This window comes from Gammaproteobacteria bacterium (genome assembly GCA_013697705.1).
Classification (GTDB): domain Bacteria; phylum Pseudomonadota; class Gammaproteobacteria; order UBA6002; family UBA6002; genus UBA6002.
The window spans coordinates 68735-84049 of sequence record JACCWJ010000008.1 but is presented as its reverse complement, the minus strand read 5'-3'; the positions used below and the strand labels follow the sequence as shown (position 1 = coordinate 84049).

Sequence of the window (15315 nt, the reverse complement as noted above, 5' to 3'; positions counted from 1 at the left end):
GCTATTTAGGGCCTGTAATTTGAGGGGTTGTTGTCATCCTCGTTTAGATTCGGATTACTTGAGGTATCCTCTTCATTGTTTTGATGAGGATTATTTAAGGGGTCCTCTTCATTTTCTTCTTCTTCCTCCTCTGCTTCGGCTTGAACAGGATTAGAGTTGCGCACGCCGCTATTTCCATTTTGTACCCACCCTGGCCTTCGATCACTAACCTCCAATTCTTCCTGATTACCGGGGGGTATAATTGCCAGCTCTTTCACAGCGATCTTCAGTGTGCCTAATAACTTGCAATACAGATTAAAACTCGATTGATCGGTGAGCATAGGAGTAGGGACGCCTTGAATTTCGTTGTAGCCCGCAAATGCGGCATTTTTTTCATATATCTTCTTAAGATCTTTTGAAGAACCTGGGTCGAGTTGTCTGACTTTGCTCGCAGCGCGATTATAGTCGCTGTTGAATATAGCTAATATCTGAGTGGCTTCCTCTTGAGTCGAGGAGGCGAGCAAGGCTTTCATTTCATTTTTGGCTTCTGCGCCATGGTCTTTGCCACCCGGAAAAGGTTTAGGATTTTGCTTAATACTGATGTGGAATCGATCAAAAATTTTACTGAGAAGAACCGCTTTCTCCTCAACCGTTAAATTGATTTGGTTATGTTCATCCTTATAGAGTAAGGTCCGAGCGTCGCCATTATTTTGGGAGATGATATCAGCTACGTGTAGAGGATCTCTTTTTCCTTTCTCGTCTAATTTTAATTGTTGAATCGCGTGCTGAGTCAGAACCACTTCTTCTTTGGTTGATTCAGCTTCAAAAGTTTTAGTTTTATTTTCGTCAGTATTAGGAAAGTTTCTCACCAACCAACGAATATACTCTTGGCCATTCAATCTCATCCCTTTAATATCAAAAGATTTATCTTCAAGTAAGCGAGCGAGCGTCGCCACATCGGCCATGGGCATGGATCGAAGCATTTCAGCATGGGCGGGGCCATCGGGATGGATAAGATTAAAGACACGCGCCTTGTTGATCATTCTGCGATTGGGGTCTTGTGGTTGCTGTGCATTCTTAATGGTGTTTTTCTCAGCCATTTTTGCATCTTTATTGGCGGTATTGATTTTAATTATGGCGTTATATTCTGCTACCGCTTTTTCTCTATCATAATAGCTCGGGTAGGCAGCAGGATTGTGAATGGCATCCCGAGTGGCATCATCAAAAGTAACGTTAAGTACCCCTGCGGCGTGTGCGGCGCGCGCGGTGGCGAGTGCTTTTAGTGGCCCACCCGAAACAACGATGCTTTTATAACCCGCGGCCGCCATCGCTTTACCTAGAATTATCGGGTCGTCACTGACTAAGCTATCGCCTTCTAAATGAATATAATGCTGCTTTTTGGTAACTGGATCAGTTCCCGTTAAAGTATGGTTTTCTTGCGCATTTAATAAAGCCATGAAGCTGTTTGAGGTATCTTTGGCGCCTTCAGCTTTGGCATCAACAATATCATCGGGAAGTCCTTCCATGGCAGCTTTAAGCTCAAAAAAAGCACTCTTTGCGACGCTTTGGTCTTCTAGTGCTTTCGCTAAAAGCAGTTGCCGCGCATTTTGTAATTGTGCAAGAGCCTTAATTATATTAGTGGCTATAACCCCTTCAATCTTGTGTGTTGTTAAGGTTTTCTCAAAGAATTCTTTAGATTTATTTTGGTAGTCATTCAAGCCGTCAAAGGACTTACCCTGAGAGCCGAATTTCCAGCCTTTATTAGAATCGTCTAACATATAAATACTGGTAGAATCTGCAATTTTTTTATCTTCTCTGGCTTGCTCCTTAAGATCTGATTGCACTATCTCAGGAGCTGTATCGATTAATGAAAAAAGTTCACCTTCCAACTGCTCAACCTGCCCAAGAGTTGCCTTGCTAATTTCTTCTTTCTTGAGTTTAGGCGATATACTGGATTTCTCTCCTTGGGCCGCAGGAGGGGGGAGGGCATCACGTTTGGCGGCCATTTGATCAATCATTTCTTGCAGGGTGGGCTCGTTGGTTGGCATAAGTAACCTTCATTTAGTAGTTGATGTTTAATATTATATATATTTAATCTTAAAGAAACCTTACGTATTTACCTCTCATTCTATCCGTAAGTAAGCATTCCAAAGCCAAATTTTATACCGTAGCCTTGATGCAACGCAGTGAAATCAAGGACCCCAGTTATTCATCTCTGCACCTGCCTCCACCAAGCTATAGGCCACCCCAATTAAAATGATAAATGTAGGCCTATACAAAAGCCCGTGCTAACAAGACTTATTAATATTATAGCGGTATCTAAAGGAGGGGGCGTAGACATTAAAATACGAAGCGTTCAAGAGGTTAGGATTGCCCCGCGACGAGAGTCGCGGGTATCCTTTCAGAAGTCGCTATTCAACCATATCTTTTAATTTTTTGAGTGGTCGAATTTTCACGATATTACGTGCAGGTTTAGCTTGGAAGACAGTTTCTTCCTTAGTGAATGGATTGATGCCTTTGCGTGCTTTAGTAGCAGGTTTTCTGACTACGCGGCACTTCATTAAGCCTGGAACAACAAATTCGCCTGGACCGCGTTTGTTGCCGAGGTGCATTTCCATTAGGTCAGCTAAAGCAGACATAACATTGGTAACATCTTTTTTCTTAATGCCAGCATTTTCAGCGAGAAAATTTAAAACTTGAGATTTAGTGAAGGCTTCACTAACGCTGGATTTTTTCTTAGCAGGAGCTGGAGCGGCGGTTTTTTTGGCTGGTTTAATTGTTTTTGACTTAGCCATTGTTTTGCGTGTTGCTTTTGGCATTATCCTTTCCCTCTTAATTTAACTTGAAAATAAGCACATATTAACTTCACAAATCCTTGCGAGGTTAACTCCGAATAAATATATTTGCTGTAAATTCGAGGGGGACAATACCATTGTTGCAGTGGAAATGCACGTAAATTATAGGCTCAAAGCGTTTTATCTATATTAAAATAAGCGAGCTTACAAACAAGGCTTAAAACCATGGGTGATTCTCTGGAAGTTCTTGTATATTTAGCATCTTTACTGTAATATTTCCCCCTTTTCATTTCTTTGGAGCACCTATTAAATGAGTACATATAGTGCTAAGCCTGATTCGCTGCGACGTAGTTGGTATCTGGTAGATGCAACAAACAAAACATTAGGTCGTTTGACCTCTGAAATAGCGATAAGATTACAAGGCAAGCATAAGCCCGAATATACTCGCCACATAGATACAGGTGACTATATTATTGTTATAAACGCGGAAAAGATAACCGTTACCGGCAACAAGCCAAGTGATAAAGTTTACTATCATCACACCGGCTACCCAGGCGGAATCAAATCAACCACCTTTGAACAAATGATTGCAAAAACACCAGAGCGTGTTATTGAGATTGCAGTAAAAGGCATGTTACCCAAGGGTCCTTTGGGCAGAGAAATGTTCCGAAAACTAAAGGTTTACGCGGGCACTGAGCATCCGCATACTGCTCAGCAACCACAGCCACTAGACAATATTTAACGGGGTACAATTAATGGCACAAGCTAAAGCTAAAGCAAAAACTCAGAATTACGGTACCGGACGTCGTAAATCGGCGACCGCACGTGTATTTATTCGTCCTGGAAAAGGCGATATCACCGTCAATCATCTTCCTCTGGAAAAATATTTCGCTCGTGAAACCTCCCGAGTTATTGTGAAACAACCTCTGGTTGCAGTAGATGCAATGAGTAAATTTGACATCTACGTAACAGTGCGTGGTGGTGGCAGTACCGGTCAAGCTGGCGCAATTCGCCATGGATTAGCGCGGGCTCTGGTGGAGTACGATGAAGAAGGCGTAGAAAAAAGCGAAGAAATCAATGAAAATTCGTGGCGCCGTAAGTTGCGTGCCAAAGATTTATTAACACGAGATGCGCGAATTGTAGAACGTAAGAAAGTCGGTCTTAAAAAGGCGCGTAAGGCACCTCAGTTCTCTAAACGTTAATATCTTTTTAGCCTGCATGTTATGCGGGCTTACATTTCAGCTCTACTATTTTACCAAGGCCATTTTATAGAGCAGAATCGTCCCCGAGGACGTTTTTGCTCTTAGCTTTAATTAGCGCGGAAAGGAGTGATAATTTTGACTGTCCTTAAGCGATCTGTGATGACTTTATATTCAGGCCCACTTTGCCCTTATAGCCACCGTGTCAGAATAGTTTTGGCAGAAAAAGGCGTAAGTGTCGATATCTTAAATGTTGATGTGGATAATCCCCCAGAAGATTTAATTGAACTTAACCCTTATCAAAGTGTTCCTACTTTAGTTGATAGAGACTTAGTGTTGTATCAATCTAATATTATTATGGAATATTTAGACGAGCGTTTCCCTCACCCACCCCTGCTGCCTGTATATCCTGTGGCGCGTGCTAAAAGCCGTCTCATGATGTTTAGAATTGATAATGATTGGTATAAGCTTTTATTAGCGATTCTGGCTAAGGACAAAACAAGTGACGCGGCGCGCAAAGAACTTCGTGAAAATCTTGTTTCACTCGCCCCACTGTTTGGCACTATGCCTTACTTTATGAGCGAAGAATTTTCATTAGTTGATTGTTATTTAGCCCCTCTATTATGGCGTTTGCCGGCGCTTGATATTGAATTACCTAATTCTTCTGCGCCCATAAAAGCCTATGCAAAACGTCTTTTTCAACGCGAAGCGTTTCAGGCCAGTTTAACAGAATCAGAATGCGAGCTTAGAGAGCATCATGACCTCTAGTCGACCTTACCTTGTTAGGGCGCTTTATGAGTGGATTAATGATAATTATCTCACGCCCTATATCCTTGTTAATACTGACTTACCTGAAGTCTATGTGCCAAAAGAATATATCAATGATAATCAAATTGTGTTGAACGTCGCGCCGGATGCAATTCATCAATTAAGCATCACTAATACTGAGCTAGAGTTCCACGCTTCTTTTTCGGGCGTTTCGCGACATATTTATGCTCCAATGGATGCCATTGCTGCAATTTATGCGAAAGAAAATGGCGCGGGCATGTTTTTCGGCGAAGAGCCGGGCGGCGATACGCCTCCCGATAACAGTAAGTATGAAGCGCCTAAAGATAAATCGGGTAAGAAACCATTTCTTAAAATTGTCAAATAGCCCTAATGGCAATTGTTCCTGGCATTCAAATAAAAGACGCTTTTCTCGAGTACGATCATCATCTGTTATTTCAAGGCTTAAATCTCACGATTCCCGCTGCAAAATGGACCTGCTTACTCGCTCCGAGTGGCGCGGGGAAGACCAGTCTATTGAGATTTATCGCTGGATTGCAACCCAGTGCTAATTCGTTACATCCTGTCGTCGCGACAGATGGACAAACCCTTGAGGGCAGAATCGCTTATCTTGCGCAAAATGAACAACCATTGCCCTGGTTGACTGCGTTGGAGAATGTTGTCATAGGGATGGCGCTACGTGGAGAGAAAATTAGCGCTACTGCAAGTCAGCAGGCGGCTTCTCTACTTTCTCGTGTAGGATTAAAAAAACATGTCCACTCCCTGCCTCACATGCTTTCGGGGGGAATGAAGCAGAGGGTCCTCTTAGCGCGCACGCTTTTTGAAGACAAACCAGTGATTTTAATGGATGAACCTTTTGCAGCGCTAGATGTCATTACGCGTACCCATATCGGGGAGTTAGCCGCGGAATTACTCAAGGACCGCACCGTAGTGTTAGTCACCCATGATCCTTTGGAAGCATTAAGATTCGGTCACCGTATTTATGTCATGTCAGGCAAACCAGCTGAGATAAAAACAGAAATTAATTTATCAGATAATCCCCCACGCGAATTAACCAATCACCATTTATTATCCAGGCATGCTGAAATACTTGAAACATTAAGCCATGCAAAAGAGGTAATGGAATGTTGATGTGGCGAGGCTTACTTTCCCTGCTTATTTTAATCTTAATATGGCAAGTGTTAGTGATGGCATTTCATTTGCCAGTCTACATCCTGCCTAGCCCTTACGAAGTGCTACAAGCGTTAATAGTTCACGCCAGTCTCATTATGGCTAATGCCATTCCCACCGTCGTAGAGACCTTGACTGGGCTTTTACTGGGTATTTTGCTGGGAGCCATTATTGCGCTTGCACTGGCTCAGGTGGTTATTATTCGCTATTGGTTGCTACCGATTATTATTGCGGGCCAGGCCATTCCTACTTTTGCCATTGCACCTTTATTAGTGCTTTGGTTTGGTTATGGAATGACCTCCAAAATAATAACCGTGATGCTCATGCTTTTTTTCCCCGTCGCCAGTGCATTTTATGAAGGCCTAACGAGAACCAAATCTGAATGGTTGGATATGGCGAAAATTATGCAGGGAAAAAATTATTTGGTTTTATGGCATCTTCGCATACCCCATGCCTTGCCCAATTTAGCGGTCGGCATAAAAGTTGCGACCGCATTGGCGCCGATCGGAGCGGTGATAAGTGAATGGGTGGGAGCAAGTAAGGGATTGGGTTTTCTGATGTTAAATGCAAGTGCGCGTCTAGAAATTCCACTCATGTTTGCGTGTATCGCCGTCATTACACTATTTTCTTTATCCCTTTATGGAATTGTTAACAAAGTGCTAGCAACAACAATAAAGTGGTAAGTATGGCTTAAGGTGGAAAAATTAATCCAGTTCGGGAGGGTATTTAAAAATAAAACCATCAATATTTTTATCGACAAGTCGGCCTTCTTTGTAAGTGACCGATGAGGGCACTGCCCCATAAAAAGTTTTATCTGGGTATTTAGACTCTATCTTGTGAATATCCTGATTATAATCTGCTGCAATCACCACTTGTTCAGCAGTTGAATTAAGTAAGGTATCTATTTCAGTTTGAGCCTGAGCCACGGTGAGACGTTGGTTAGTGTTATTTTTATCTTTGTAGCGGAAATGCGCATTGATAATTCTCACAGGATAATGTTTATCCCCCCTCAAAAACTGCAGATCTATCGTTAGAGTGCGGCCCTCTTGGGTGGTGAGCCCAGGAATTAAAATAATAGCAGGTTGATTTGCCAGCTTCACTTTGTCATAGAGGATAAATAATCCAAAATTATTGCCCTCGCTTTTCTGATAATATGACTCGTCTATCACCCAGTTTTTATCGGGGAGTAATGCATCTTTGATAAGTTGGAAAAAAAATTGACGTGCCTTTTGATTCTCAGGTACTTCTTGTAGTGTCGCTATTGCTAAATGTGGATTGCCCTTTATTTCTTCGATGAGCGCTTTGGCGATACGAATCAATCTTGCAAAATATTCTTCACGGGTTTCTTTTTTTTGATAAGCATTGTTATGGCCATTGCCCCACGCCATTATATTCCAGTTTATAATGTGAGCTTGAGGTAGAATAGGTGTGGTCTGCGCGAGGTGATCTGAAAGTGTGTGTGACCAGTTTTCTTTTGCATATAAATTTATATTGCTAGGCCTTTGCAGTTTTTGTGTAATGGTGGTTGCAGATTTTGATGTTGAATGCCTTTTTTCAGGTGCAGACATGAGAGCCTTCGCATGAATAAATATTTTTTATTCTAACATGCCTTTTGCTGCTGTCATTGCTGAAATGAAATAATGAGTATAATTTGAAAAAAGTATTAATAGTGGTGCTGTTATTTTGTACGCTAACCAGCCATGCTAATCAAAAGATAGTCCTGGTATTAGATTGGTTTTTGAATCCAAATCACGCCCCTATTCTTATCGCGAAAGAACAGGGCTTTTTTGCTAAAAATGGCTTAGATGTTGCAATTATTACCCCTGCAGACCCCAATGATCCACCTAAGTGGATTGCTATAGGTAAGGGAGATATTGCTCTCGACTACCAGCCACATGTGTTAATGGCAGTGGCGCAAGGGTTGCCTCTAAAACAAGTCGGTACACTTATCGGTCGTCCATTAAATGCATTGATGGTTCTTAAAGCGAGCTCTATTAATAGAATTAGTGATTTGAAGGGCAAAACAATTGCTTATTCAGCCCCTGCGATTGATCCACTCATATTAAAAACCATGCTTAATAAAGAGGGATTGTCATTAAATGATGTAACACTCATCAATGTCCATTATGACTTAACGCAAGCATTGCTTTCAAAAAAAGTCGATGCCGCTATGGGCATAATGCGTAACTTTGAACTTATCCAGCTTAAAATGTTGGGGCAAGAAGGACGCGTCTTTTTCCCTGAAGACTATGGAGTGCCCCTCTATAGTGAATTAGTATTTATTACTAAACAATCAGAATCGGGTGATCGTTTTAATGCCTTTTTTGACGCCCTTAATAGTGCTAAAGACTATTTAAAAAAACATCCTGAGGAGAGCTGGCGGCTAATTGTAAAGCGCTATGATGAACTTAATAACCCACTGAATCATGCAGTTTGGCTCAATACCCTAGACGAGTTTCCAAATAAATTTCAGGAAATAAATATTAATCAGTGTAGAAAAATGGCCGAATTTTTAGATAAAACAACGAGTGGGGCGGTAGTGAAAAAAGTGTGCGCCGACAATGATCCTGACCCAATTCGTTAGCGACTTCCAGCGGTTAACTAAGATGAAAGAACGTTGGCAATGTCTCTATTTAACTGAGCAGTTATGATAAACCAAATAGCGATAAAATTATGCTGCGTAGATAAAGCATTGGTGTAAGGATCACCGGATTTAATAAACCTGAAAATAGCAATAATATAAGTATTAGCAATCCACTAAGCTCAAAGTGTTGAAACTTCTCGGAGAGGGAAGGGGGCAGCAGACTGTAAAGCACACGGCTGCCATCTAGCGGCGGAATAGGTATTAAGTTAAGCAGCATTAAAATCAGATTAATATTGATGCCTGCAAGACCCATGTAAGCGATGGCCTTGGCCCAGATCAAATGGTTGCCGAAGAAGACGTAATCTAACTTTGCTATAAGTGCCCAGAGTAAGATCATTATAAAGTTAGCCCCCGGTCCAGCGAGTGCGACGATTGCCATATCGCGGCGAGGATTTTTAAGTTTATTCCAGCTAATCGGTACAGGCTTTGCCCAGCCAAAAACGAAACCCGTTAGAGAGAGTAAAATTGCGGGGAGCACTATCGTTCCAAACCAATGTATATGCTTTAGCGGGTTTAAAGTAACTCGACCGAGTGATTTAGCAGTATCATCCCCGAGTTTATTGGCAACCCAGCCATGCGCCGCTTCGTGAACGGTAATGGCGAATATTACTGGAAGAGCCCAGACGGCAATCATTTGTGCGATAGTAAAATTTCCCATGCAAGTATAATAGTCTGCGTGACTTTAAATGCAATCTATTGTGGCTATGACTTGTTAGAGGCCGCTGACAGAGTGACCCCTTAAAATACTCAAGTAGATAAACTGATCAGCCACCTATTTCGGGCATTGTCATATAATAAAATACTTTTACAATTTGACAGACGCCCTCAGTTTGCTCCGCTAAAGTAACTGCCGCTTCTGCTTCATTACGGGTGACTATTCCGACTAAGTAAACAATATTTTTTTCTGTGACAACTTTTATTTTGTCAGCATAAATCTCACTGGAGGTAATTATTTTTGATTTTATTTTGGTGGTGATCCAGCTGTCTGCCAGTTGTTCCCGAGGGGTTGTGGGTTGGTCAGTGGTGGTGGCGTTATAAATTTTAGCGATATTAGGAATGTTCTGTAACGTATTCTCGATCTTACTTCTAATTTCTGCAGAGGGTACTTGACCCGTTAAAAGTACGATTCGATTAAAGCAGAGCAGGTTAAGATGTTTAATGGCTTCTTCAGGGTAGGTATGTTTAAGGGTATTCCAGCTTCGAATTGTAATGCAGCAATCACTCATTCCTTCCTGGAGATATTTATGTTTATAAACTACATTTGCCCCAGAAAGTGCAGTGTTTACGCAACCCACTAATAAAAAATATAATAGAAGTAGAGTCCAGCGCATATTTTAAAAATGCCTTAATTAGCCGGGACAGAATTCAAATAAAGTGACTACCTTGGTAACCCCGGTTACTTGACGAACTACATTGATAGCTGTTTCTGCCTGGCAATGTGTCACCAGTCCCATTAAATAGACAACAGTGCCTTCAGTGATGACTTTAATTTGTGTGGAATTTAAGCCTTTTTCTGCAAGCATCGCTGTTTTAACTTTAGTGGTAATCCACATATCGGTAGAGTGTCCTTTGCCGTCTAGTGGATCACCTATTACTATCTCATTGGTTATACGACGAATATTGGGTACCGCTTTTACTAATTCATAAGCCCTATCGCGGAGTTGCATATTCTCTGTTTCACCGACAAGGAGGACGACTCGATTGAAAGTGGCGACAGATATGTGGGAGCAATTTTTTAAGGCCGGTTCTGAATTTAATTGTATCAATGATTTACAGGTGATTTGTTTATCTTTCAAAATGGTTTGAAAAGACCGGCGGTCAGTTATCACAGAGCCGCCCGCTGTGGCGCCCGCAACAAAGACAGCGGGAAGGCAGCCGCTTAAAAATAATGTGATTAGAAGTAGGTTACATAGCAATACTTGTTTCATCATATTCTTCCTCATTGCTAAATAATGTTCGGTCTATTAAATCGCAAAGACAATGAATAATTAATAAGTGGGTTTCTTGAATTCGCGCTGTTGATTGGGCGGGAACTCTTATTTCCACGTCATTGCCTTGCAGTAAGGAGGCCATTTGGCCACCATCTTTTCCGGTTAAAGCGATTACATGGAGATTTCTGTCATGCGCTACTTGAACCGCTTTTACCATATTACCTGAATTGCCACTGGTAGAGATGGCAAAAAGAATATCGCCAGCTTGGCCTAAGCCTTTTATTTGTTTGGCAAAAATTTCATCATAATGATAGTCGTTTGCAATCGAGGTCAATGTGGATGTGTCAGTGGTCAGGGCAATCGCCGGTAAGCTAGGACGTTCTGTTTCAAATCGATTAATCATTTCAGATGAAAAATGTTGTGCATCGGCAGCAGAACCCCCATTGCCACAACTTAAAATTTTATGGTTGTCTAAAAGCGCTTGAACCATAAGTTGACCCGCGCTTGCAATAGCATTAGGTAATAATTCTGCGGAGAGAGATTTTATGGAAATGCTATCATGAAAATGTTGTTTTATCCGTTCGATCACGCTCATACCTGTTCTTGTCTTTCTGTAAGGGAGGTCTCATTCTACATGAAAAGCGGCTGGAATCCAGTCAATCTCGTCGATATCAGAATGGCTATTTATTGCAATTACATCGAATCTGCACTCTTTGCAGGTAGGATTTTTTTGTTGATATATCGATGCAGTAGTGATTATTCTTTTACGCTTTGTATATGTAATGCTTTCACAGCTACTAGCATACAGAGTGGACTTTCTAAAGCGTACTTCTACAAATACCAGTGTGTTAGGGGTTTCCATAATGAGATCAATTTCCCCGGCTTTAGTGCGAAAATTTTCTTTTACAAGTCGATAGCCTTTCTTTTGTAAGTAAGCACGCGCCATGTTTTGTGCTTTTAAGCCGCAAAGTTGTGTGGGAGAATAAATTTTATTCATATTATGCATGGAATTTGTTATGCAGGAAGTTGGTAAATTGTATGTGGTTGCGACGCCGATTGGAAACCTAGAGGATATTACTTTACGTGCGATTACGGTATTAAAACGCGTGCACCTCATTGCAGCTGAAGACACCCGCCAGAGTAAGAAATTATTGAATCACTATGGTATCGATACCCCCCTTTATTCATTACACGCGCACAATGAGCGCACTCACAGCACAAAAATAATTGAACAACTAAAGAGCGGCCATGATGTGGCCTATGTCACCGATGCGGGTACTCCCTTAATAAGTGATCCGGGAGCCTACTTAGTGCGGTTGGTAAGGCAGGAGGGCCTCACTATTGTTCCAATTCCCGGACCTTCGGCCCTCATTACTGCGCTCAGTGCCTCAGGATTTTCGACTCCGCATTTTTACTTTGGTGGTTTTTTGCCGAGCAAACAATCAAGTCGGAAACAAGCGCTAGTTGACCTTAAATTTTTGACTTGCAGCTTGGTTTTCTATGAATCGCCGCATCGAATTTTGGATGCGTTAACAGATATTTTGGAAGTGTTAGGTAATCGAGAATTGGTGATTGCCCGCGAGTTAACTAAAAAATACGAAACAATTAAATCCGGTTCGGTGGCAGCGGTATTTGATTTTCTCATGACTTCTTCCGAACAACGACTAGGTGAGTTTGTGGTGCTTGTCGCAGGGAATGCTGAGGAAAAAATCACAGATGCACGCGCCATTGATTCCATGTTGGAGATAATGTTGCCAGAATTACCTATAAAACAAGCCGCCATGTTAGTGAGTAAAATAATGGGTGCCAGCAAAAATGAAGTGTATGCGGCGGCACTTGAACTCAAAAAAAGCCCTAAATTTAGAGAAAATGAATGAAATAAGATGTGTTACGGGGGCTAGTATTCCATTTTCTGCTACACACGCGTACCGATGGGCCCGGACATATTTGTTATTTATGTTGCGGTCAGAAGTTTGTAGTATTAAATTTGCATAGGTACTATAATTTTAGGTTGGAGTGAGCTAGGCAGTCGCTGTTAATTCAGAGGAAAGTCCGGGCTCCATAGAGCAAGATGCCAGGTAACGCCTGGGAAGTGTAAGCTTACGGAAAGTGCCACAGAAAATATACCGCCATTTTTTGGTAAGGGTGAAATGGTGCGGTAAGAGCGCACCGCGCTGATGGCAACATCAGTGGCAGGGCAAACCCCATCTGGAGCAAGACCAAGTAGAGATCCCGCTTTTTGCAATACGCTGCTCGCGTTTGGATCTGGGTAGGTCGCATGAGGTATCACGGTGACGTGTGCCCAAGATAAATGACTGTCCACGACAGAACCCGGCTTATCGGCTAACTCCAACTTTATTATCTGTCACCATTTTATGGCTAATTTCACACGCTTCTTCAATCAGCTGACTAAGCGCCCACAGATAATTATGCACCGCTTGATTAACGTGATCAGAAACACCTCCCACCAGCGCAAATTGCGCTAATGCATTGGCCTTGTTAAGTCGTTCGTTCAGCGCATCGGTCAGTTCTCTATAATCAAAATTTGGATTCAAAATAAAAGGCGAGTGATTATTCATTTGTCGAAAGATCCTACGGTCAGTTAGTGGGTAGTCTAGCTTGGTCTTGCTCGAAATTGTTTTTTTGCAAGCTAAGATAGAGTTGGATCAGATTTAAATGGGTGACAGGTTTTGGGGAAAACCCTTTTTTTATGCGATAGATGGTTTTTTTGGAAATCCGTAAAGCGTCTGCTATCTGTTTAGAGCTGTAGCCAAAGTCAATAATGAGACTTTCGATGATCCCCCTCGCTGTGCCCGGAACCTTGCTATACATTATACCTACCTCTGCTTATTTACTAAATTTATATGAATTTAGTGAAAATTTAACCAAAAATACCCCTTACTCCGCAATGGCCATTAGAATCAGTTTCTGTGCGCTTTAGCTCACACCATTTCTTTCCTGGTTGGAATGAGGTTGGTTTCCCCTCAAAAATGGGCTGAATTACGATAAATACCGCGATTTCATTGCGCTTTATTGAGACTGCATGTCATAATGTGGAATAAAGTGGTTAAAAGTGGGTGGTTTTCCCGGTGTTTAGAGGTATTAATGCAGTCAATTTAGATAGTAAGGGTCGAATGTCGATTCCTACTCGTTATCGTCCGCAGCTTGAGGAAGTGAAGAGCCAGCTGGTGATTACGATCGATACTGAAGATGCATGTCTTTTGTTATACCCCTTAAATGAATGGGAGATGTTAGAAAATAAGCTTGAACGCCTGCCATCTTTTAATCGATGGGCAAGACGAGTGCAGCGATTATTAATCGGGCACGCCACAGAAGTAGAGCTAGACACTAATGGGCGCATCTTGGTCCCCGCCTTATTAAGAGATTATGCTGAGCTCGAAAAAGAAGTCATTTTGGTGGGGCAAGGAAGAAAATTTGAAATTTGGGCGGAACCGTTGTGGACTAAAAGTCGGGAAAATTGGATTGCAAGTGACCTCGAAGATGATAAGGACTTTCCCGCTGAATTACTGAATTTATCGATATAAGGATGAGTAATCTGCATAAGCCAGTGTTATTAACGGAAGTCATGCAGTATTTAGCCATAAAACCCGACGGTGTTTACGTAGACGCGACATTTGGTAGAGGGGGTCATTCACAAGAAATACTTAATCGATTGGATAAAAATGGAATTTTACTCGCCATCGATAAAGATCCCAGTGCTGTGCAATTCGGAAAAGAAAATTTTCACGAGGAATCATTTCAAATAAGACAAGGATCGTTTGCAATGTTGGAATCATTCATTGATGAATTAGGTCTACAAGGGAAGGTGGATGGCATCCTATTAGATTTAGGTGTGTCCTCGCCGCAATTAGACGAATCAGAGCGAGGATTTAGCTTTCTTCAAGATGGCCCGCTGGATATGCGCATGAATCCGAATGATTCTCCCGACGCAGCTAGTTGGTTAAACAGTGCTAGTGAAGAAGCCATCGCCCAGGTTTTGTGGGAGTACGGTGAAGAAAGGTTTTCGCGGCGAATTGCAAGAGCCATTGTGGAAGCTCGCAAGGAAGAGCCTTTTACCAGGACCAAAAGATTGTCTGAAATTGTTTCCAAAGCAAACCCCGCTTGGGAAAAACATAAACACCCTGCCACCCGATCTTTTCAGGCTATTAGAATTTATATTAATCATGAGTTAGATGAACTCAAATTGTGTTTGGAGCAGTCACTTTCTGCTTTAGGGGTAGGAGGAAGGTTGGCCGTGATTAGTTTTCATTCTTTAGAAGATCAGATCGTTAAGGCATTTATGCGAAAAAAACAGCAAGGGGGCGATTACCCCCGAAATCTGCCGGTTACCCAGGATATGTTCGCGCCGGAAGTGAAGCGTATTGCGTGGGGAATAACGGCTAAAGAACAAGAGGTTAATGAAAATCCTCGTTCCAGAAGTGCAATTTTAAGAGTGGTGGAGAAAATACAATGAATACAGCTGTGCGTTCGATATCGGAAAATAGATTCCAACCAACATTGCCCTCCATTCAAATTAAAAGACCGAAGTTAATCAATATGGTGTTGATTGGGATTTTGTTGTTATCCGCATTTTCAGTTATTTATATTAAAGATTTAAATCGAAGATTATTTATTCAGTATCAAGCGTTGCAAGCAACGCATGATAAGTTGTATCAAGATTGGGGTAAGCTTCTTTTAGAACAAAGTACTTGGTCCACCCAGGCTCGAGTGCAAAAGATTGCGCAATATCGCCTAGGCATGAATAGTCCTTCTTCGAAGGAAATCAAAATTTTGCGACGATAAGTGGATGC

20 protein-coding genes and 1 other RNA gene are annotated in these 15315 nt (G+C 41.8%); 12 read left to right on the top strand and 9 right to left on the bottom strand.

Features of this window, described 5'->3' with window-relative positions:
• Window positions 1–5 precede the first annotated feature (5 nt).
• Window positions 6–2027: a hypothetical protein gene (locus tag H0U71_02845; GenBank protein ID MBA2653988.1), complete on the bottom strand. Its 2022-nt coding sequence runs from the start codon at window positions 2025–2027 to the stop codon at window positions 6–8.
• A gap of 363 nt (window positions 2028–2390) precedes the next feature.
• Window positions 2391–2774: an HU family DNA-binding protein gene (locus tag H0U71_02840; protein MBA2653987.1), complete on the bottom strand. Its 384-nt coding sequence runs from the start codon at window positions 2772–2774 to the stop codon at window positions 2391–2393.
• 310 nt (window positions 2775–3084) lie between these two features.
• Between H0U71_02840 and rplM the strand changes: the two genes are divergently transcribed.
• From rplM to H0U71_02810, 6 genes are all read left to right on the top strand, one after another.
• A complete protein-coding gene (rplM, locus tag H0U71_02835; protein ID MBA2653986.1) occupies window positions 3085–3516 on the top strand; it encodes a 50S ribosomal protein L13 in 432 nt (143 codons plus the stop codon).
• A gap of 13 nt (window positions 3517–3529) precedes the next feature.
• A complete protein-coding gene (rpsI, locus tag H0U71_02830) occupies window positions 3530–3976 on the top strand; it encodes a 30S ribosomal protein S9 (GenBank protein MBA2653985.1) in 447 nt (148 codons plus the stop codon).
• A 159-nt stretch (window positions 3977–4135) separates the two neighbouring features.
• Window positions 4136–4741, top strand: coding sequence for a stringent starvation protein A (sspA, locus tag H0U71_02825; GenBank protein MBA2653984.1), 606 nt, complete (start codon window positions 4136–4138; stop codon window positions 4739–4741).
• Window positions 4731–5126, top strand: a complete 396-nt coding sequence (locus tag H0U71_02820) for a ClpXP protease specificity-enhancing factor (GenBank protein MBA2653983.1) — start codon at window positions 4731–4733, stop codon at window positions 5124–5126. Before sspA ends, H0U71_02820 begins: the two co-directional genes overlap by 11 nt.
• Window positions 5127–5131: 5 nt before the next feature.
• A complete protein-coding gene (locus tag H0U71_02815) occupies window positions 5132–5890 on the top strand; it encodes an ABC transporter ATP-binding protein (GenBank protein ID MBA2653982.1) in 759 nt (252 codons plus the stop codon).
• A complete protein-coding gene (locus H0U71_02810; protein MBA2653981.1) occupies window positions 5884–6612 on the top strand; it encodes an ABC transporter permease subunit in 729 nt (242 codons plus the stop codon). The genes H0U71_02815 and H0U71_02810 overlap by 7 nt, the downstream gene beginning before the upstream one ends.
• 21 nt (window positions 6613–6633) lie before the next feature.
• Here the strand turns inward: H0U71_02810 and H0U71_02805 are convergent, their stop codons facing one another.
• Window positions 6634–7497, bottom strand: coding sequence for a hypothetical protein (locus H0U71_02805; GenBank protein ID MBA2653980.1), 864 nt, complete (start codon window positions 7495–7497; stop codon window positions 6634–6636).
• 83 nt (window positions 7498–7580) lie between these two features.
• Between H0U71_02805 and H0U71_02800 the strand changes: the two genes are divergently transcribed.
• Window positions 7581–8513, top strand: coding sequence for an ABC transporter substrate-binding protein (locus H0U71_02800; GenBank protein MBA2653979.1), 933 nt, complete (start codon window positions 7581–7583; stop codon window positions 8511–8513).
• Between the two features lie 61 nt (window positions 8514–8574).
• Here H0U71_02800 and H0U71_02795 read toward each other — a convergent pair whose 3' ends face one another.
• The 5 genes from H0U71_02795 to H0U71_02775 all read right to left on the bottom strand — a co-directional run bounded on the left by H0U71_02795 (window position 8575) and on the right by H0U71_02775 (window position 11501).
• Window positions 8575–9231, bottom strand: coding sequence for a site-2 protease family protein (locus tag H0U71_02795; protein ID MBA2653978.1), 657 nt, complete (start codon window positions 9229–9231; stop codon window positions 8575–8577).
• 106 nt (window positions 9232–9337) lie between these two features.
• Window positions 9338–9904, bottom strand: a complete 567-nt coding sequence (locus H0U71_02790; GenBank protein MBA2653977.1) for a BON domain-containing protein — start codon at window positions 9902–9904, stop codon at window positions 9338–9340.
• Window positions 9905–9922: 18 nt separating this feature from the next.
• The gene (locus H0U71_02785) at window positions 9923–10504 is read right to left on the bottom strand and encodes a BON domain-containing protein (GenBank protein MBA2653976.1); all 582 of its coding nucleotides are present in this window, start codon (window positions 10502–10504) and stop codon (window positions 9923–9925) included.
• Window positions 10479–11099 (bottom strand): phosphoheptose isomerase, encoded by a 621-nt coding sequence (locus tag H0U71_02780; GenBank protein ID MBA2653975.1) that lies wholly within the window; start codon window positions 11097–11099, stop codon window positions 10479–10481. The genes H0U71_02785 and H0U71_02780 overlap by 26 nt, the downstream gene beginning before the upstream one ends.
• A gap of 30 nt (window positions 11100–11129) precedes the next feature.
• Window positions 11130–11501 carry a YraN family protein gene (locus H0U71_02775; protein MBA2653974.1) on the bottom strand — a complete coding sequence of 124 codons (372 nt, stop codon included), beginning with the start codon at window positions 11499–11501 and terminating at the stop codon, window positions 11130–11132.
• A gap of 19 nt (window positions 11502–11520) precedes the next feature.
• Between H0U71_02775 and rsmI the strand changes: the two genes are divergently transcribed.
• A complete protein-coding gene (gene rsmI / locus H0U71_02770; protein ID MBA2653973.1) occupies window positions 11521–12381 on the top strand; it encodes a 16S rRNA (cytidine(1402)-2'-O)-methyltransferase in 861 nt (286 codons plus the stop codon).
• 136 nt (window positions 12382–12517) lie between these two features.
• Window positions 12518–12859, top strand: an RNA gene (rnpB, locus tag H0U71_02765) — RNase P RNA component class A.
• A 243-nt stretch (window positions 12860–13102) separates the two neighbouring features.
• Here rnpB and H0U71_02760 read toward each other — a convergent pair.
• Window positions 13103–13336: a helix-turn-helix domain-containing protein gene (locus tag H0U71_02760; protein MBA2653972.1), complete on the bottom strand. Its 234-nt coding sequence runs from the start codon at window positions 13334–13336 to the stop codon at window positions 13103–13105.
• Window positions 13337–13593: 257 nt separating this feature from the next.
• On the opposite strand from H0U71_02760, the gene mraZ reads away from it, so the two are divergent.
• Genes mraZ through ftsL form a run of 3 tightly spaced genes read left to right on the top strand, consistent with a single transcriptional unit; the run spans window position 13594 to window position 15307 of the window.
• Window positions 13594–14049, top strand: a complete 456-nt coding sequence (gene mraZ, locus H0U71_02755; protein ID MBA2653971.1) for a division/cell wall cluster transcriptional repressor MraZ — start codon at window positions 13594–13596, stop codon at window positions 14047–14049.
• A 2-nt stretch (window positions 14050–14051) separates the two neighbouring features.
• Complete coding sequence (gene rsmH / locus H0U71_02750) at window positions 14052–14978, top strand: 16S rRNA (cytosine(1402)-N(4))-methyltransferase RsmH (GenBank protein MBA2653970.1); 927 nt, start codon at window positions 14052–14054, stop codon at window positions 14976–14978.
• A complete protein-coding gene (gene ftsL, locus H0U71_02745) occupies window positions 14975–15307 on the top strand; it encodes a cell division protein FtsL (protein MBA2653969.1) in 333 nt (110 codons plus the stop codon). The genes rsmH and ftsL overlap by 4 nt, the downstream gene beginning before the upstream one ends.
• Window positions 15308–15315: the final 8 nt, after the last annotated feature.